The organism is Variovorax sp. AC103 (assembly GCF_979254005.1).
In genome coordinates this window covers 1-18,243 of sequence record NZ_CEEDFC010000037.1, presented here as the reverse complement: position 1 = coordinate 18,243, position 18,243 = coordinate 1, and the positions used below count along the sequence as shown (strand labels likewise).

Here is an 18,243-nt window from a genome sequence, read left to right as displayed (position 1 = left end):
AATGCGCTTCACAAAAGGACTGAAAGGGCGAAGACTTGCGAATCAAATTCAGCAAAATTGCAAATCTTGCGAAGATGAGTGAGCTTGGCCTGTCAACACGATGAAAAAAACGTTCATGGGGGTACGACTGCGCAAGCTGCGCGCCGAGCGCGGGATGTCCCAAACCGCTATGGCCAATGCGCTCGGGCTTTCCCCCAGCTACCTGAACCAGTTGGAGCAGAACCAGCGGCCACTCACCGTGGCCGTCTTGTTGAAGATCGACCGAGCGCTTGGGATCAACATCCAGGAGTTTTCGGAGGACGAGGAAGCGCGTCTGATCGCCGGCATGCGTGAAGCCCTGGCCGATGCGACTGAACCGGTATCGCTTCCAGAACTCAAGGAGGTGGCGTCGCAGATGCCCGCGTTGGGACGCGCGCTGATTGCCCTGCATCGGCGCAGCCTCGAGGTGCAGGAGCATCTCGAGACGATCGCGGTGCGCATGGGCGACGACCGTTCGGACATCACTTCAGCACGGGCTATGCCTTTCGAGGCGGTGCGCGACTTCTTCTTTGCGCATCAGAACCACTTCGAAGAAATCGACCGGAACGCCGAGGCATTGGCCGCTGAAGCCGGTGTGCGCGGCGCACTCTTGGCCGACTGGCTGGTGCAGCGCCTGCTTCAGCGTCATAAGGTGCGCGTGATTCAGCTGTCCGACGAATTTGGTGGCAAGCGGCAGTACGACCCCGCGCACCGTACGTTGCGCGTGTCGGCGGCACTTGACCCGGCCCAACAGGTTTTTCAGCTCGCGACGCAACTGGCACTCATTGAGCAGGCAGGCGCGATCGACTCTCTCGTCTCTGGCCACGCGTTGCTGCACGATGCGCCTTCCAAAAAGTTGGCACGCGTTGGTCTGGCCAACTACTTCGCTGGCGCGGTGCTGCTGCCGTACGGACAGTTTCTCGGCGAAGCCGAGCGGCTTCGCTACGACATCGATCTGCTGGGAAAACAGTTCGCCGTCGGCTTCGAGACGGTCTGCCACCGGCTCAGCACCTTGCAGCGTCCGGGCGCCCCGGGCGTCCCGTTCTTTTTCGTTCGGGTCGACCGAGCCGGCAACATCTCCAAACGGCAGTCTGCAACGCACTTCCACTTCAGCCGCACAGGCGGCACCTGCCCGCTTTGGAATGTCTATGAAGCCTTTGCGCAGCCGGGCCGCATCCTGCCCCAGTTGGCCTCCATGCCCGATGGCCGCTGCTACCTTTGGATTGCACGAACCGTGACGAGCAATGAAGGCGCGTACGGCTCGCCACAGCGCATCTTTTCCATCGGTCTGGGGTGTGACGTTCGCAATGCTTCCCGGCTGGTCTACGCTCGCGGACTGGATCTGCGAGACCCGACGGCGGCTACCTCGATCGGCATGGGTTGCAAGGTCTGCGAACGCATCGAATGCCGGCAGCGCGCGTTCCCGTTCGTCGGACGTTCGTTGGACGTGGACGAAAATCAGAGTCACCTAACGCCATACGGCATGACGCGATAAATTTGATCTGGCAAGCACTGACGCCCGTAGTAGTGCGTTGGAAAGCGACCGCTTGGTGGCTAAAAGCGGCCGATCTTTGGACTAGCGCGGCAGGCCGCAACCAGTCTGAAGCGGCTGTTCGCTATCAGTCCTTGAAGGCCCGCTCCTGAGTGCTGGCGCAAAGCCAGCGCGTTGTTCTGCCGGCCCGTATGTGCTCATCGTGGCCCTTGCCTGCGGCATCCTGCACGACGGCTATTTGGCCATTCCGATGGCCGAGGCCGGAGTCGCCAACTCTGAGACAGCATCAGATTCCAGGAATGTGTCGTACTTGACCGACCACGCAAGCATGGCGCGCAGCGTTGGGATCAGGTCGACCCCCGCCTGGGACAGCGCGTAATCGACGCGCGGAGGACTCTCGGCGAAGTCATGCCTTATCACGATGCCGTTGGCCGCCAGCTCCTTGAGTTGTGTGGTCAGCATGTGCTGCGTGATGCCGGGTAGCCCCCGTTTCAACGCACCGAACCGCATCGGTCCCTCGACAAGCATGCAAACGATCTCGATCTTCCAACGCCCGGTGATCGCACGGATGGTCCGCTGAAACCGCAGGATGTCGATGCTGGTGGGGCCCGTGCAGTTCTCACATTCCTCTGCGTAGGTTCTGGGCGGGATCGGCTGAATGTTCATCGTTGCTCGAGTCTGGAATTTGAGACTGGTCTGAAAAATCATCCTACTTGTTGGACGCATCGCTTGTCAGCAACATCCTGCCCAGGAGAATCAATGATGAGCACAGTTCTGGTGACAGGTGGGTCGGGCTTTCTGGCAGGCCATTGCATTCTCAGTTTGCTGAACCATGGCTACAGCGTTCGCACCACTGTTCGATCGCTGCAAAGCGCCGAGCGAACCCGACAGATGCTCGCATCCACGAACGCAAGCTCAGCGGGACGTGTCGAGTTCGTGAAGGCCGATCTCATGAGCGACGACGGTTGGCAAGACGCCATGTCGGGATGCGAGCATGTGCTGCATGTGGCTTCGCCATTTCCAACGGCCGCCCCGAAGGACGCTGACGAGCTCATCCGCCCGGCCCGCGACGGCACCCTGCGTATCCTTCGCGCGGCACGGGATGCGCAGGTGCGACGCGTGGTCGTCACGTCGTCGTTCGCCGCCGTAGGGTATGGCGTCAAGCCGGAGGCTGGGGCTGTCTATACGGAGGCTGACTGGACCGATCCATCGATGCCCAACGCGCCTTACATCCGTTCCAAGGCCATTGCAGAACGAGCCGCATGGGATTTCGTGAAGGCCGAGGGACGCGGTCTTGAAATGGCTGTCGTCAATCCGGTCGGCATCTTCGGTCCGGTGCTGAGCACTGAAGTGTCGTCCTCCACCGCCATCGTCAAGCGTTTGCTGGAAGGCGCGATGCCAGGTTTGCCGGACATCTCGTTCGGCGTCGTGGATGTCCGCGACGTGGCGGACCTGCAGATCAAGGCGATGCTGAGCCCTCATGCGAAAGGGGAGCGCTTCATCGGCGTTGCGGGTGGTCTGGTGTCCCTCGAAGACATGGCAGCCATCCTGCGGCGCCATCTGGGCACCGCCGCGGCCAGGGTTCCCACGAAACGGTTGCCCAGCTGGCAGATTCGGCTGTCCTCCCTGTTCAGTCCGGCAGCGCGCCAGCTTGCTCCGAACCTTGGCAAGAGACGCGAATCCTCGAACCAGAAGGCACGCCATCTGCTTGCGTGGAGCCCGCGGTCGAACGAGGAAACCATCGTGTCGACCGCGGAGAGCCTGCTGCGCCTTGGCTTGGCATCTCGTTGAGAGTTCAGGCCGTTCAGAGACGCCTGCAAGACGACGTGCGTCAATCCTTGCTGAACGCCCGGGCCGCGGCAGCGGTGTCCAGGGCCTCGCGCAGCAGCTTGATCTTGCCGCCTTCCGCGATCAGCACGCCAGCATAGGTCTGTCGATACATCTTGCCGGTGTCGACCACCAGCGCCTCGACGGAGTATTCGCCGAACACCCGGTCGGGGGTGTCGATCCAGACCTTGAAGTCCTTGAACCGAAAGTCGGGGACCTTGGCGAGCAGACCGGAGAGGAGCGCCTCGACGGCGGCTGGGCCGCGGGCATGGGCCTGGACGGTCGGCAGTTCGAGCACGCCGTCTTCGGCGAAGAGTGCGGCGGCAGCCGCGGGCGTCCGAACGTTGTCCTGATAGGACTGGAGCAATTGCAGAGCGGTGTTCATGGTGGTTTCCTTGAAGTCGAATGCGTCGTTGAAGTGCGTTCAGACCTGAGCGAGTCCGCCGTCGGTGAACAATTCGATGCCGGTGATGAACGCGGCGTCGTCGGAAGCGAGGAAGACCGCCGCCTTGGCGACGTCGTCGGGTTCGCCGATGCGACCGATGGGGATCTGCATGGTCAGATAGTCGACCAGGCCCCGCTGCTGGGCGAGGTCGGGGCCTGCGAGTTCCACCAGCCCGGGGGTGTGGATCGGTCCAGGCGACAGCGTATTGATGCGGATCGCCCGTCCTTTGAGATCCAGCACCCAACTGCGCGCGAGATTGCGAACTGCCGCCTTGGTCGCGCTGTAGATGCTGAAGTTCGGCGTGCCCATCACGCCGGCCGTCGAGCCGGCCAGGATGACGGAGGCACCGTTCATGGCCTTCTCCAGCAGCGGCAATGCCTTCTGCACGGTGAACACCACGGCCTTCACATTGCGGTCGAAGGTCTGGTCGAAGTGCGCCTCGGTGATGGCACCCAGCGGCAACATCTCTCCGCCACCCGCGTTGGCATAAAGCACGTCGATACGACCGTGCTGCCTCTGCACCAAGTCGTACAGCCGGTCCAGGTCGCCAAGCCGGGTTGAATCGGCCTGCACGCCCGTTGCGTTCTGCCCGATCGCGGCGACGGCCGCGTCCAGTTCAGCCTGACGTCGGCCGGTGATGATGACGTGAGCGCCTTCCGACGCGAAGGCCTTGGCGGTGGCCAGGCCGATCCCGGTGGTGCCGCCGGTGATGACGGCGACCTTGCCGGCGAGTTTGTTTTCCATGTCGTGCTCCTTCGATTGATAGGGTGAGCAAAGTTTAGAAAGTACACAGCCATGAATAAAGACATCAAAATGGATTTCTTATTTCACGTCGTTGAATAATCGAGGCGACCCATCCTCTTCCGCATTGCACATGGACCAACTTCTCGCCTTGCGCGTTTTCGTGCGGATCGCCGAGTCGGGCGCGTTCTCACGCGCCGCCGACTCGATGAACATTCCGCGCCCCACCGTGACCAAGCTCGTGCAGGATCTGGAGCAGCATCTTGGGATCAAGCTGCTGCATCGCACGACCCGCCGCGTCAACGTGACGCCGGAGGGCGCGGCGTACTACGAACGGGCGACGCGCCTGATCGGAGAACTCGAAGAGATGGACGAGAGCGCCTCTCGCGCACGCTCTCGTCCGCACGGGCGAATCCGCATCGACGTCGGATCAGTGGTAGCCAACATGATCCTGATCCCCGCGTTGCCGACCTTTCGGGCGCGCTACCCGGAACTGCACGTCGATTTGGGGGTCAGCGACCGGCCGATCGACCTCGTCGGGGAAGGCGTCGACTGCGCGATTCGCGGCGGCCTGCTGCCGGATACGTCGCTCGTGGCGCGACGCATCGCCGACATGGACTGGGTCACGTGTGCAAGTCCGGTGTATTTGAAGGCGCGCGGCATTCCGAAGCATCCATCGGAATTGATGCCCGCGGCGATGCCGACGACGGCGAAGGGCAGCGTTCCAGGCCACGCCATCGCCGGCTACTTCTCGTCGCTCACCGGAAGAGCATTTCCGCTCGAGTTCCATAAGGGCGACGAGCAGCTATCGGTTCACGGCCAGGTTGAAGTCGCTGTCAACGAGAGTACCGCCCACCTCAGTGCACTGCTGGCAGGCGTCGGTATTGGGCAGGCTTTCAAGTTCATGGCCACACCCCATCTCGCAAGCGGCCGGTTGCGCACGGTGCTCGAAGACTGGACGCGACCGCGACAACCCTTTCACGTGGTCTACGCGAGCAATCGCCACCTGAGCGCCAAGATCCGTCTGCTCGTCGATTGGGTCGCAGAAGTATTTGCACCCTTTGACGACCGCTGACACTAACGACTTCCCCGGTCGCGCGATTTCCACACTGGTCATGTTCCCAAAGGGGCAAAAGATGCAGGGGATGCATTTCTTGCAAGCCCTGGTGGGTTTTTTCGGCGCTGTATTGCGTGCATCGGTGGCGGATTCAACCGGTCGATGCAACACATTCGCTGAACATTTCAGCAGGTGTATGGAAGCCGAGCGTCTTGCGCGGCCTCTCGTTCAATTGTCTCGCGATCGCGTTGAGTTGAAGCTGTGAGAACCCTGAGATGTCCATGCCCTTCGGCATGTACTGCCTGAGCAACCCATTGGTGTTCTCGTTGCTGCCGCGCTGCCAGGGGCTCTGGGGATCACAGAAGTAGACCTGGATGTCGGTGGCCATCGTGAATCGCTTGTGACCATGCATCTCCGTGCCTCGATCCCAGGTCAATGACTTGTAGAGCTCCTGCGGCAACTTGCGCGCGTTCTTTATCAGCGCGTTGACCACCGATTGCGAGTCCTTGCCTTCGAGCTTCACCAACATCACATATCGCGTTTGCCGCTCCACCAACGTGGCGATCTGGCTGTTCCCGCTGCCGAACACCAAGTCACCTTCCCAATGACCAGGCACCGCCCGATCCTCGACAGATGCGGGGCGCTCGCTGATCGACACGGCATCGGCAATCTGCCCATGGATCGCAGTCTTCTGCGTATAGGAACGAGAGCGTCGCATGCCGCGCGTGCGTCTGAGGTGCTCCAGCAGCTCCTTCTTCAATGCACCACGCGCTTGAATGAAAAGACTGCGGTAGATGGTCTCGTGTGACACATGAAGGCTCGGGTCGTTCGGATAAGTATGCTTGAGCCAGCCGGCGATCTGCTCCGGCGACCACAGCATTCGAAGCAGGTCCGCCACGACGCCAGCCAGCGCCCGGTTCTTGACCAGCTTGCATCGCTTCGGCCGCAGGGCACGGTTCCAGGCAGCTTCGTCGGCGACGCTCGCCCGATACCCGCCTTGCCCTGCGTTGCGCCCGATCTCTCGGCTGATGGTCGACGGTGCCCTGCCAAGTCGGGCGGCCACTGAACGCATCGATTCACCAACCATCAGAGCGCGGGAGATCTCTGTAAGCGCGCGGTGAAGTCATCTTGATTGCCTGAGAGTCGGCAGGCATCGTGTCCGCGATGAATGATGTGGACGCAATAGATGGTGTGGTTAAGCGGGCGACGCGTCGCAAGCACAGCGCGCGGTTCAAGGCTGAGGTCCTTGAGGCGTGCCGGCAGCCGGATGCTTCTGCCGCGGCGATCGCGAGGCTGTACAACCTGAATGCGAATGTGGTGCACCGGTGGCGTGCCGATGATCGCAGGGCTGCGTCGCCGAAAGCGACTGACGTTCCAACCTTGCCGATGCCCGACTTCATCGCGCTCGATGTACAGGCCGAAGCCGAGATGCCAGCCCGTGACATTCGCATCGAACTGAAGCGAGGCAGCGCCACCGCAGTGGTGCACTGGCCGGTGGAGTCAGCGTCGTCGTGCGCAGCCTGGCTGCGCGAGTGGCTGCGTTGATCCGCGTCGACGCCGTGTGGCTGGCTACCGAGCCGATCGACATGCGCGCTGGCACCGAGACGGCGCTCGCGCGCGTCGTGAAGGTGTTCGGCGCAGCCCAGCCGTACCACGCTTACTTATTTGCCAATCGACGCGCCAACCGCATGAAGGTCCTTGTGCACGATGGCATCGGCATCTGGCTGTGCGCGCGTCGGCTGAACCAGGGCCGATTCCTCTGGGCCAACGCGAGCCTGGGCACGCAGATGGCGGTGACGCGTGAGCAGCTCGACGCGCTTGTGCTCGGATTGCCATGGCAGCGCGTCGGAGCAGCGGGCGTCATCACCGTCGTGTGATCGCGCATGCCCCCTGCAATTGCGGCAAACGCCGATGACAGTCGCGCAATCGCCCGGCACTCTACGTGCTCATGGTGGACGCCGAACAACTGAAGGGCCTGAGTGCAGAGCAACTGCACGAGGTGACCCTCCGGCTCATTGATGGCTTCGCCGAGCAGCAGCGCCTGCTCGAGGCCAAGGAACGCTCGATCGAGGCGCTCACGCGCGAGGTCACCTTCAAATCCACCAAGGTCGATCAACTTACCCACGAGCTCGCACAGTACAAGCGCCTGCGCTTCGGCAAGAGCAGCGAGAAGCTCGACGCAGCGCAGGCCAGCCTTCTGGAAGAGACGCTTGACGCCGACTTGGCAGCCATCGAAGAAGAGTTGAAGCAGCTTCGTCCAACGCCCAAGACCGAGGACAAGCAGCAGCCGCGCCGCGTGCCGCTGCCGACAGACCTGCCGCGCGTCAATGTGCATCACGAACCCGATTCGACAACCTGCACGTGCGGCTGCGCGCTCAAGCGCATCGGCGAGGATGTGGCCGAGAAGCTTGACTACGTTCCCGGCGTGTTCACCGTCGAGCGGCATGTGCGAGGCAAGTGGGCGTGCGCGAAGTGCCAGACGCTGATCCAGGCGCCGGTGCCGGCCCAGGTAATCGACAAGGGCATCCCTACGGCTGGACTCCTGGCGCAGGTGATGGTGGCCAAGTACGCCGATCACCTTCCGCTGTACCGACAGGAAACCATCTTCGGGCGTGCCGGCCTGGCCATCTCGCGCTCGACGCTTGGTGCGTGGGTCGGCGCCTGTGGTGTACGCCTGCAGCCACTGGTCGACGCGCTCAAGGAAGCGATCCTCGATCACCACGTTCTGCATGCCGACGAAACGCCCGTGGCAATGCTCAAGCCTGGCACCGGCAAGACGCACCGCGCTTACTTGTGGGCCTACACCCCAGGCGCCTTCGAGGCATGAAGGCCGTGGTCTACGACTTCGCCGACAGCCGTGCTGGCCAGCATGCGCAGGACTTCCTGGGCGAATGGCGCGGCGCGCTGGTCTGCGACGACTACTCGGGCTACAAGGCCCTGCTGGCCAAGGGCGTCGTCGAGGCTGGATGCCTGGCCCACGCCCGGCGAAAGTTCGTCGAGCTGCACACAGCCAACAAGAGTCACATCGCAGAGGCAGGCATCCAACACTTCGCCCGGCTCTACGAGATCGAGCGCGAGGTGAAGGACCTGGACGTAGATGAGCGGCATCGCATCCGCCAAGCGCGGGGTCGGCCGATCGCCGAGGCACTGCATGCCTGGATGATCGCGCAGCAGCTCAAGGTCCCGGAAGGTTCAGGGACAGCCAAAGCACTGAATTACAGCCTGAAGCGCTGGCCTGCGCTGATGCGTTATCTAGACGATGGCAACTTGCCTGCGGACAACAACTGGGTGGAGAACCAGATCCGGCCGATTGCAATGACCTGTTCATAGTGCCCCACTTCGTTAAGTAGTTGAAAACATTGAGATCTGGTTCTCGCCGAGGGCGCGACACGGGCGATCTGTTCGGGCTACCGCGTCGATGACCTTCGGATCCAGCAGGTCGCTGGCTCGAATCTGATACGGCGCCCGCGGCACCACCTGCTCGGCGGGCAGTATGCCGTCCTTGATCAGGCGCCGAATGCGGTGGTTGTTGACGCCGAGTTCGGCTGCGGCCTCCGACATGGTCAACCACTGCCCATCCTTGTGCGCTGAACGGTACGCGCGGATGTCGTTCACTCTGCGCACGGAGCTCACGCGATGCGCGGTCCACGTCTTCGCCTGCCCCGTGGGAAGGCCCATGCGATTGAGGGTTGCGGCGATGTGCTCGTCGGACCACTTGCCCGCCATGCTGCGCATCACAGCCAGGGCTTCATCGGGAGTTCGACAGCCGTGTTCGCCGGACTTCGGCTTCGCAAGCCTGACTTGCGAATGCGGACCTCCACGCCAATGAATCGTCAGCACGATCTCTCGCGTCTTCTCATCGAGATCGGCAATGATCTCGTGGACCAAGGTGTGGAGCAATTGCTGGCGCGTGCGCATCGTCACGCCGGGCGCATCCCATGCGGCAGCGAGATCTTGGGCGAGTCCACCGAGGTCGGGCACCGCGATGGCCGACAGCGTTTGGTCCACAGCGTCGACGCGACGCTGGCACGCCTGCACACGCTGCAACGCCGACTCCCAGCTCTTCTCGAGCTGGGCGGCGATCAAACGGTTGTCGGGGTCGCATGCCGCGTAGCGACGCTCTGCCAGCGTTGCTTCATAGCGTGCTTGCTGCAGTTCCAGTTCCACGATTCGCCGCTGGTCCGCTTGGACTTCCATGTGCCTCCGTTCAGCTTGCAATGCCGCTTCGATGGCCAAGGGCTCGACCGCTCTCAGGAGCTCTCGTGCGATAGCCTCGTCGGGTCGGCGGCCTCCGAAGGCGAAGCACTGCGGCAGCGCCAACTGCACACTGCGGCGGTCGCATCGATACACGGGTTGACCAGCCCCTCGTCCCGTATACGCCACCGTCAGACGGCGGCCACAGCGTGCGCAGCAGAGCATCCCCGCAAGCAGCGCTCGGCCGCCGCGTCCCGACTTCACGCCATCGACTCTACCGTAGGCATTGATGGCAAGCTGCTTCTGATTGCGCTCGAACTCGGCCCCATCGATGTAGGCTTCATGGTGGTCCTTCAGCATCACTTCCCACTGCTCGACGGGCTTGCCGTGTCCGTAGCTCTTGCGCAGCCGCCCCTCCACGAGGGTGGTTCGCTTCTCGCTCTTGCCGTAGGCGTACGTGCCTGCATAGAAGGGGTTCTTGAGCACCGAGATCACGTTGCGATAGCGGATCGGTGTCCAGTCGAACGTCACCATCTTCTTGCCATCAGAGGGGCGCGGGAAGTGAACCTGTTCGGCGGCGAGCGACAGAAAGACCTGGCGCGCGCTGCCCAGCTTGCGAAAGCGAGCGAAGATCAACCGAATCGCCTCCTGCAGGCGCAGGTCGGGATCAAACCCTAGACCGACTTCGCGATGCCAGACGTAGCCGATGGGCACGCTGATGCGCAGTTCGCCGCGCTGGGCCTTGGCGCGGGCGGCCTCGAACATGCGCGCCCTGAGCACGCCGAGCTCGAACTCGCTGATGCTTCCCTTCATGCCCAGCAGCAACCGATCGTTGGGACGACACGGATCGTAGACGCCATCCAGGTCGATGACACGGGCCTCGACCAAGCCGCAAAGCTCCAGCAGGTGATGCCAGTCGCGACCATTGCGCGCGAGCCGCGAGGCGTCGAAACAAAGCACGGCGCCGACCTCGCCGGCGCAGAGCCACGCGACGAGTCGATCGAAGCCGGGTCTGGCCACCATGCCACTCGCGGACCGACCGAGGTCATCGTCGATGACTTCGACCTGCGTGAATCCACGGCGGCGTGCTTCCTCGACCAGGTCGTACTGGCGGCGCTGGCTCTCCAGGTTGTTCTGCACCTGCGTCTGGGTGGACTGCCGCACGTAGACGACGGCCTTGCGACGCAGCACAGTGGCGGGCAATAGATCAGTGTTCGCCATCGTCAGCTCCCGTCCGCTGAACACCCGCCGCCTGAAGCAGCAGGATCGCCAGTTGCGCGATCGCGTTGGCGCGTTCGCTTGGGCACATTCCCTGAAGGACTGGGGACTCGAATGCCATGCTCAACTGCCGCTGCGGCACCGTCGCAGCCGGCACCAGGCTGCGCAGGTGTGGTCTGGGTGAACTCGTCATCTTGCTCCTCGCGATCGGTGTGATGGACACCGGAGGAGCTTCGCCGAAGCCCGCGTTGCGACAGCAACTGATGCAGTTCGGTCAGGGCGGCGATCGACGCGCGAGGAGCGCTGAGGTTCATGCCGGCGCAAGAGGCTGCGTCGAGCATCCATGCCGCCACCACGATGACGGCGCCAGGACTCACCTCAACGTGAACAACCTCGCCCGTCGCTCGTTGCTCGCTGTACTGCCGTCGCACACGACGGCCGTACAGCGCGTGCCAGCGGTAGAAGACTTCGACCTCTTGCCCGACATGGGCAGAATGACCTCGTGATTGCAGTGGGCAGAGGCAACTGGCTGTTCGCTGGGAGCCTGCGTGCCGGGCAACGCGCCGCAGCCGTCATGAGCTTGATCCAGTCGTTAGCCTTGTTCAAGAGGTCCTGCTCAAGGCGAAGCTGCCTGACTTCACGGCGCAGCGACCCCACCTGGCGCTCCAGCTCATCGCGCTCTTGCGACGGCGGAGATTGATTAGTGCGTTTCATGGATGCGGGTGCCTCACGTCCCAAAAGTTGGTTCTTCCAGTTGTACAGCGTTGGCCTGCACACGCCCAGCTCTTGGGCCACGGCGTGTGCACCCCCCTGCCGCGTGCACAACGCGATGACAGCTGCCTGCTTCATCGCTGGCGGCCGCGCCACCCCGTTTGATCGACCGACGACGCGCGCGTGCAACTCGGGGTGCAATTCGTGAATCCAGGAACGCAGCGATTCGCGTACCGGATAGCCCAACGCCTTGATGGTGAATGCAATGCAGCGTCCATGATCAAGGTAATGCCTGACAGCCGTCTCCTTCTGCTCTTGAGAATACTTGGGCTTCGATCGCGCATAGCCCTTCGGTAGGTCGAGCCGCCGCTCGTACTCGCGGTGCCAGCTCTTCAGCGCATTCTTGGTCGGGTATCCCAATTGACGAATGGTCGCCCTGACGCGCTTGTCGAGCTTGATGTACAGCTCGACCGCTCGAATTCTGTCGTTGTATGAATACATGAACTACCTCCTGGTAGTCCAATTTTTGTCCGCACCCCCGCTGATCACGATTGCACTGGCGCTAACACCTTTCGGTCTAAAACTGTAAGCGTCCTGACGTGCAGCGAGGCCGCCATCAGCGTGTGCGTAGTAAGCCACTGAATCTTCGCTTGTGTCCCCTCATCGGGCGCATGCACCGCCTGGTCCCGGCATAGCACCTATGCCAACCCGTACCCTGTTCTCGCTGCAACCCGGTCCTTATCTTCTACGCCTGAACACAGGTTCAGAACCGTGAAACTTCAAAGGATTGATATGAGCAAGCTGAATGGGAAAGTCGCGCTGGTAACTGGCGGCAGCAGCGGCATCGGCCTCGCAACGGCGCAGGCATTTGTTAACGAAGGAGCTTTCGTCTACATCACTGGTCGTCGCGAAGAGGAGTTGGCGAAAGCGCGTAAGCAGCTTGGCGACAAGGTTGCAACGGTGCAGGGCGACATCGCCGATTTCGCCGATCTCGACCGCCTCTACGCCAAGATCGGTTCAGAGAAGGGCCAGCTCGACATCATCGTGGCGAACGCCGCCTTCGTCGAGCTGCAACCTCTTGAAGCAGCGACGCCGGAACATTTCAACAAGACGTTCAACACGAATGCGCGTGGCACGTACTTCACCGTGGCCAAGGCTCTGCCGCTGCTTCGCGATGGAAGCTCTATCGTCCTAGTCAGCTCGGGCATGAACGTGAAGGGCTATCCGGCCTATGGTGCCTACGCAGCGACAAAGGCGGCAATCCGATCGTTCTCCCGCACCTGGGCACATGAACTGAAGGACCGCGGCATCCGCGTCAACACACTGAGCCCTGGTGTCATCGAAACGCCCATCATTGAAGTCCAATTCCCGGACAAAGAGCAAGCCGAGGGAGCTCGCACGATGTTCCGAAACATGACGCCGATGGGTCGGATGGGAAAGCCCGAAGAAATGGCCGCGGCAATCCTGTTCCTTGCCTCCAACGACGGCAGCTATTCCACTGGGATCGACCTCGTCGCCGATGGCGGCATCACTTCGCTGTAATCGCGGTTGCATGCTGCACAGCTCACGTGAGTTGTGCGGTGCACTTGTCCGGACGCCTCGGTGCGTCCTGCCTTCCAACCACACTCCTGCTATGAACTTGTTTGGTTTGACCATTCCGCCGCTGCGGCGGGTACTACGCGTCATGGATTTTTATATGGCGACGGCAGAAGCATTCGCGTCGCGCCGAGGCATCGATCCCGCCCTGCTTATTCAGGCCCGCCTCGCACCGGACATGTTGAACCTCGCAGGCCAGGTTCAGCGCATCAGCGACAACGCACGATACGGGGCCGCGCGGTTGATTGGCGTGCATGCCCCGTTCATGGAAGATCGCGAGGAAACGTTTGTCGAGCTCAAGCAGCGCTTGGCCAAGACCGATATCTATCTTGCGGGCATCGATCGCGCGGACTTTGAAGAATCAGCGGATCGGGCGGTCACGCTGTCGTTCCGAAGCGTTTCCCGTTCGATGAACGGGTTCGAGTACTTTTCGGAAATCCTGATGCCCAACGTTCGCTTCCATCAGGCCACCACCCACGCCATCCTGCGGTCCCAAGGGCTGCCGGTAGGAAAGCGGGACTACCTAGGTGAAACGCTGCGCGAGGCGGCGAATACCTGAGGCATCGCCACACCGCATCGGCGATGCTGTACTGAGACGCTCAGTTCAGCATGGCTCGCGACGTCAATGGGAAGGTTGTACGGCGGCCAATGCTCTGCCTTAAGCGCCGAGAGGATAGCGACTTTTTTACGGGCCTCTCGAAGCTCGCAAGCTCCTTGAGCTGACGAGTGTTTTCGGCCAAGTTCGGATAAGCATCGCCAGTCATCGCCAAAAGCCGGCATCGCGCTCTGTGTCTGCGTAAAAGTTGCTGGCGACGATGGGCTGGAGCTTCTTGTCAAGCTGTTTGTGCGGGCGCCCGAAGGATGCGGAGCGTGGGCCTGCACGGTCCCAACGTCAACCGGCTCTCCGCAGCAACCTAGGTCTCACGGCCGAGGCGCAACTTTCATGTCATGCCGCTACGGTGGAGCGGCGGAGGGCAGCGTCAGGTGTGGAAAGGTACCCACATCATCTTCACTTCCACATTCAGCATGCCGGACTTCACCGTTGGATCATCGGTACCGATCGTCGTGGCCTCTTCAAGATCCGCGGCCTTGAAGATGGTCATGCCGCCGTCCGCGAGCACACCGTTGAGGCCTCCGGCCTTTTCCATGAAAGGGCCACTTAGAACGGTCATGCCCTTCTCCTGCATCTTCAACATGTAGCCCACGTGGTCCATGAACTCGGGTTGCTCGTTGTACTTCATCCCTTTCACCCATTTCGGGCCGGGGGACTGAAAGGCAACAAAATAGTGAGGGCCGTTTTCGTCAATCATTTTTTACTCCATGCGTTGGTGTCAAAGCCTGGCAGATGAAGGACGTTGTTCTCGCACTGCCTGGGTATGGAAGATAGAGACTGAAGCGCAGTCGGGGAAGATGGGGCAGAGGCATACAACCTATGCCGTGCCGCGATGGGCAGCATGAGGGACGGTGCTACCGCACCTTCAACACTGGGTTCTCAGCGAACAGTTCGGCCAAGTAGTCCACCACCGCGCGGGTTTTGCCAGCAAGGCGACGGCTGCCAGGCCAAACAGCATGGATCGGGAACGGTTCCGGGGCGTATTCGGTCAGCAGTGGCACCAGGCGTCCGGCAGCCACGTCGCGCACGTACAGCCAACCCGCGTTGTGCCCGATGCCGAGGCCAGCAAGGACTGCAGCGCGCACGTACTCGGCGTCATTGCTGCTGATGGCCCCCTGAGGAGAAAACTTCATCGGTCCGCCAGCGTCCTTGAACTCCCACGGTCTGGGTGCGTCTCGAGCCATGAACGCGATGCATTTATGTTGCTCAAGTTCTTCCACGCGGGTCGGAGTTCCGGCCTGGGCGAGGTAGCCGGGGGCTGCGACGGTCAGGTAGTCCATGCCGCCGATTCGGCGGGCCATCATCGTTGAATCCGTCAGCGGACCGACTCGTATTGCCAAGTCCAAACCCTCTTCCACCAGATTTACATATCTCTGCGAAACGTTGAAATCGAGACGGACTTCGGGGTAACGCTCGAAGAATGCGCCCAAGTGGGGCACGATCTCCATTCGACCAAAGGCAGGGGAAATCGCGATCCTGACGATCCCACTTGGCGAGGCGTCGCCTGTGCTGACGCCGCTTTCAAGTTCGTCGACGCGTTCAACGATGTCGAGTGCTGACTCATAGAACCTCTGGCCGGCGTCCGTTAGGGTCAAGCCTCGCGAGGTGCGGCGCAGCAACTGCGCACCGAGCTTGGCTTCGAGTCCAGCGACGATTTTGCTCACCGTCGGCTGTGTGACGCCGGTAGACCGCGCAACCTTGGAAAAATTGCCGGTCTCCGCCACTCGGATGAACAGGCGCATGACGTCAATTCGATCCATTGCTCTTGGTACCTCTTGAGGTTTGCTTACTAACAGTGCGTGTGAGTGCGTTTTACGCGATTCTGGCCGCTGCTCGGTTGGTCCATACGGCTCACAAACTCACCGTCGCGGTCCGCTCCAGCAAGGGGCTGCACGTCAGTTCCTCAGTTCTCAACGCTCATGTCCTAAGGGATTCTTTCGGAAGGTCTACTGCCCGAGTTGCTGGGCGAGCCCAATGAGAATGCCTTCGGGTCCCCGGATATAGCAGAGCCGATACATGTTCTGATACTGAGCAACTTCGCCGACGAGCTCGGCGCCACGGCCACTGAGCCGGGCGAGCGTATCGTCGATGTCCTCCACGGTTAACATGACACGGAGGTAGCCGAGAGCATTCACTGGGGCGCTGCGATGGTCTGCCACCACAGTCGGTGCACTGAAGCGTGACAGCTCAAGCCGGCTATGACCGTCCGGCGTACGCATCATGGCAATCTCGACGCGCATGCCGCGCAATCCAGTGACACCATCTGCCCAGTCTCCTTCAACCGGGGCGCGTCCCTCGAGTTCAAGACCAAGTTCAATGAAGAACTCGACGGCTGCATCGATGTCGTCCACCACGATGCCGATGTTGTCCATGCGCTTGACGGTCATCAATGTCTCCTTGAGGTCTAACTAGTTGTACGCGGCGCCGTGGTGCCCCGACCGCTTTACGAATGGCCCCTTAGCCGAAGAATTGGGCCGGCGCTATGTACTTCCGCTTGTGGCCGCCGCATCCTGCCACTGCCGCCGAGCTGACCGGAGGGCCAGACTGGGCCATCAGGCTGCACCGGGCCCTCAGGGGGGGCGAGGAAGGTCGGGGCACCAGCCCAACGTTCGCGCGCTAAGTTGACGCCCCGTGCTTTTCGATGTCGGCGCGAACGGAAAACGGGCATTAAATCAATGACTTAGGGGTAAAAATCGTGTAAGATAATCAAAATTACCTTACAGGAATCTCATGGCTGAGTGGCAGTTTTACGGCCGGACCGAGCCGCTATCAGAGTTGAACCGCATTGTGCATGCAGGGCGCTGGTTCTTTTGCCGCATCGAAGGGCGCCGCCGGATTGGCAAGACGTCCTTGCTGTCACAGCTAGCCAAAGGCGATGCCTCTCTGTCCGAGCGCCTCATCTACATGCAGGTCCCTGACTCGGATGAGCGAGATGTGGCGACTGCTTTCCGGCGCTCGCTCGCGGACTGTGAGCACAGCCTGGCGCAAAGCTTGAGCGCAACGGTGGTGAACTTTCCTTCCATGGCGCGGGCCATTAGCGAACTATGCCGCGCGGGTCTGGTCGTTGTCATCGACGAGTTCCAGTACTTCACCCGGGCGGTGTTGAAGAGCTTCAACTCCTTCTTGCAAGCCGAGGTCGACAAGCTGCGCGGCTCCAACATCAAGCAAGGCGGCTTGTTCGTTCTAGGCTCGCTGCACGCCGACATGAACGAGCTTCTCGAAGACAAGGGGGCGCCGCTCTACGGCCGGCTGACCCAGCGCATCAAGCTGGACCACTGGGACTTCGAGGACCTGCTGGACGTTTTCCGGAGCCAGAATGTGCTGGCGCCCTCGCAGTGGCTCACCCTATGGACGTTCTTCGAGGGAGTGCCAAAGTTCTATCACGATGCCTTCGAGCAAGACCTCTACCAGGTCGGGCCGGAGAATTTCGCCGACGAACTGCTGACAAGATTGTTCTTACGGAGCTCGAGCCCGCTATCTGAGGAAGCCGACACCTGGTTCCTGCGCGAGCTCCGGGGGCGGTACCTTTCGATGCTTACCTTTCTGGCCGAGCACGCCGGCTGCGGTAACGGTGAGTTGCTGGCAGGGGTTGGTGCGCCGGAAGAGAAAACCCAAATCAGCGCGTATCTGGTCAAGCTCGTCTCAAACTACGAAATGATTTCCAAGCTCAATCCGGTGTTCTCGGATGGCAAGAGCCGCAACGCCCGCTACTACATTGCCGACAATTTTCTGCAGGCCTGGCTGGCGGTAGCTAAGCCGGCGCGGGAGGCGGCGCGCTTGAAGCCACTAGAAAAGACGCTTGAGTTGGCGCGACCGCGGTTGATGAGTGTGGAAGGCTTCGCCTTCGAGAAGCTCATCCGGAAACTGCATCAGGAGTGCTCGCGTAAGGGCAAGGGCGACTTTGACCTGTCCAGTGTGCAGCTGGGCTACTGGAACCGTCCTAAGGATGCAACTCGCAACGTGGAAATCGATGTAGTGGCGCTAGATGAACCAAACAAACGCGTACGGTTCGGGTCGTGCAAGCGTTCGGCCGACGCGCACACCAACGAGTCTCTTGCTGGGTTCAAGAGGCACGTCGAGGGCTTTTTGGCTGCCAAAGACCACCGGCATCTGCAGGGTTGGACCAAGGAAATGGTTCTGTTCTCTCCGACTTTTACCCAGGGGGACCGCGCGCATTTCGTGGGCAAGGGCTATTTGGCCAAGGACCTGAACGACTACGCGAGCCTCTTTTGAGGGAGGGGCGAATGGCTGGTACTGGCCGAGGCTGTGTGAAAACACTTCCCCCCACGCCTTCTCAAAAATAAAATCAGGTCACCTGTTCAAGCGAGGTG

The 18,243-nt window shown here is 61.4% G+C and carries 16 protein-coding genes and 3 pseudogenes; 9 read left to right on the top strand and 10 right to left on the bottom strand.

The window, feature by feature from the left end:
* Positions 1-100 precede the first annotated feature (100 nt).
* On the top strand, positions 101-1,513 hold the full coding sequence (locus tag AC0IYU_RS33195) for a short-chain fatty acyl-CoA regulator family protein (RefSeq protein ID WP_086928896.1): 1,413 nt from the start codon (positions 101-103) through the stop codon (positions 1,511-1,513).
* Positions 1,514-1,744: 231 nt separating this feature from the next.
* Here AC0IYU_RS33195 and AC0IYU_RS33190 read toward each other — a convergent pair whose 3' ends face one another.
* Complete coding sequence (locus tag AC0IYU_RS33190) at positions 1,745-2,218, bottom strand: winged helix-turn-helix transcriptional regulator (protein ID WP_472126174.1); 474 nt, start codon at positions 2,216-2,218, stop codon at positions 1,745-1,747.
* 54 nt (positions 2,219-2,272) lie between these two features.
* Here AC0IYU_RS33190 and AC0IYU_RS33185 point away from each other — a divergent pair, with 54 nt between their 5' ends.
* Positions 2,273-3,301 carry an SDR family oxidoreductase gene (locus AC0IYU_RS33185; RefSeq protein ID WP_472126171.1) on the top strand — a complete coding sequence of 343 codons (1,029 nt, stop codon included), beginning with the start codon at positions 2,273-2,275 and terminating at the stop codon, positions 3,299-3,301.
* Between the two features lie 40 nt (positions 3,302-3,341).
* Here the strand turns inward: AC0IYU_RS33185 and AC0IYU_RS33180 are convergent, their stop codons facing one another.
* Together AC0IYU_RS33180 and AC0IYU_RS33175 are read right to left on the bottom strand one after the other, a co-directional pair.
* Positions 3,342-3,722, bottom strand: coding sequence for a nuclear transport factor 2 family protein (locus AC0IYU_RS33180; protein WP_472126168.1), 381 nt, complete (start codon positions 3,720-3,722; stop codon positions 3,342-3,344).
* A gap of 39 nt (positions 3,723-3,761) precedes the next feature.
* A complete protein-coding gene (locus tag AC0IYU_RS33175; protein ID WP_472126165.1) occupies positions 3,762-4,526 on the bottom strand; it encodes an SDR family oxidoreductase in 765 nt (254 codons plus the stop codon).
* Between the two features lie 130 nt (positions 4,527-4,656).
* Between AC0IYU_RS33175 and AC0IYU_RS33170 the strand changes: the two genes are divergently transcribed.
* The gene (locus AC0IYU_RS33170; RefSeq protein ID WP_472126163.1) at positions 4,657-5,598 is read left to right on the top strand and encodes a LysR substrate-binding domain-containing protein; all 942 of its coding nucleotides are present in this window, start codon (positions 4,657-4,659) and stop codon (positions 5,596-5,598) included.
* A gap of 133 nt (positions 5,599-5,731) precedes the next feature.
* Here AC0IYU_RS33170 and AC0IYU_RS33165 read toward each other — a convergent pair.
* Positions 5,732-6,685, bottom strand: a pseudogene (locus AC0IYU_RS33165) (IS30 family transposase); the annotation flags it as partial.
* A gap of 59 nt (positions 6,686-6,744) precedes the next feature.
* On the opposite strand from AC0IYU_RS33165, the gene AC0IYU_RS33160 reads away from it, so the two are divergent.
* The 3 genes and pseudogenes from AC0IYU_RS33160 to tnpC all read left to right on the top strand — a co-directional run.
* Positions 6,745-7,125 (top strand): transposase, encoded by a 381-nt coding sequence (locus AC0IYU_RS33160; RefSeq protein ID WP_307605228.1) that lies wholly within the window; start codon positions 6,745-6,747, stop codon positions 7,123-7,125.
* Positions 7,122-7,457, top strand: coding sequence for an IS66 family insertion sequence element accessory protein TnpB (gene tnpB, locus AC0IYU_RS33155; RefSeq protein WP_307605230.1), 336 nt, complete (start codon positions 7,122-7,124; stop codon positions 7,455-7,457). Before AC0IYU_RS33160 ends, tnpB begins: the two co-directional genes overlap by 4 nt.
* A gap of 74 nt (positions 7,458-7,531) precedes the next feature.
* Positions 7,532-8,898: pseudogene (gene tnpC, locus AC0IYU_RS33150) on the top strand (IS66 family transposase); the annotation flags it as partial.
* 24 nt (positions 8,899-8,922) lie between these two features.
* On the opposite strand, the gene AC0IYU_RS33145 reads toward tnpC, so the two are convergent.
* The 3 genes and pseudogenes from AC0IYU_RS33145 to AC0IYU_RS33135 all read right to left on the bottom strand — a co-directional run.
* Entirely contained in the window at positions 8,923-10,995 is a 2,073-nt protein-coding gene (locus tag AC0IYU_RS33145; protein ID WP_472126160.1) for a recombinase family protein, read from the bottom strand.
* Positions 10,982-11,215, bottom strand: a complete 234-nt coding sequence (locus AC0IYU_RS33140) for a hypothetical protein (protein ID WP_472126157.1) — start codon at positions 11,213-11,215, stop codon at positions 10,982-10,984. Before AC0IYU_RS33140 ends, AC0IYU_RS33145 begins: the two co-directional genes overlap by 14 nt.
* 356 nt (positions 11,216-11,571) lie before the next feature.
* A pseudogene (locus tag AC0IYU_RS33135) lies at positions 11,572-12,204 on the bottom strand (transposase); the annotation flags it as partial.
* 291 nt (positions 12,205-12,495) lie between these two features.
* Between AC0IYU_RS33135 and AC0IYU_RS33130 the strand changes: the two are divergent.
* A complete protein-coding gene (locus AC0IYU_RS33130) occupies positions 12,496-13,245 on the top strand; it encodes an SDR family NAD(P)-dependent oxidoreductase (RefSeq protein ID WP_472126154.1) in 750 nt (249 codons plus the stop codon).
* 91 nt (positions 13,246-13,336) lie between these two features.
* Complete coding sequence (locus tag AC0IYU_RS33125; RefSeq protein WP_472126151.1) at positions 13,337-13,858, top strand: DUF1993 domain-containing protein; 522 nt, start codon at positions 13,337-13,339, stop codon at positions 13,856-13,858.
* Between the two features lie 421 nt (positions 13,859-14,279).
* On the opposite strand, the gene AC0IYU_RS33120 is transcribed toward AC0IYU_RS33125, so the two are convergent.
* The 3 genes from AC0IYU_RS33120 to AC0IYU_RS33110 form a co-directional block, all read right to left on the bottom strand.
* Positions 14,280-14,609, bottom strand: coding sequence for a YciI family protein (locus AC0IYU_RS33120; RefSeq protein WP_472126148.1), 330 nt, complete (start codon positions 14,607-14,609; stop codon positions 14,280-14,282).
* 157 nt (positions 14,610-14,766) lie between these two features.
* Positions 14,767-15,672 (bottom strand): LysR family transcriptional regulator, encoded by a 906-nt coding sequence (locus tag AC0IYU_RS33115; RefSeq protein WP_472126145.1) that lies wholly within the window; start codon positions 15,670-15,672, stop codon positions 14,767-14,769.
* Positions 15,673-15,858: 186 nt separating this feature from the next.
* On the bottom strand, positions 15,859-16,299 hold the full coding sequence (locus tag AC0IYU_RS33110; RefSeq protein ID WP_472126142.1) for a VOC family protein: 441 nt from the start codon (positions 16,297-16,299) through the stop codon (positions 15,859-15,861).
* A 343-nt stretch (positions 16,300-16,642) separates the two neighbouring features.
* Between AC0IYU_RS33110 and AC0IYU_RS33105 the strand changes: the two genes are divergently transcribed.
* Positions 16,643-18,145 carry an ATP-binding protein gene (locus tag AC0IYU_RS33105; protein WP_472126138.1) on the top strand — a complete coding sequence of 501 codons (1,503 nt, stop codon included), beginning with the start codon at positions 16,643-16,645 and terminating at the stop codon, positions 18,143-18,145.
* Positions 18,146-18,243 lie beyond the last annotated feature (98 nt).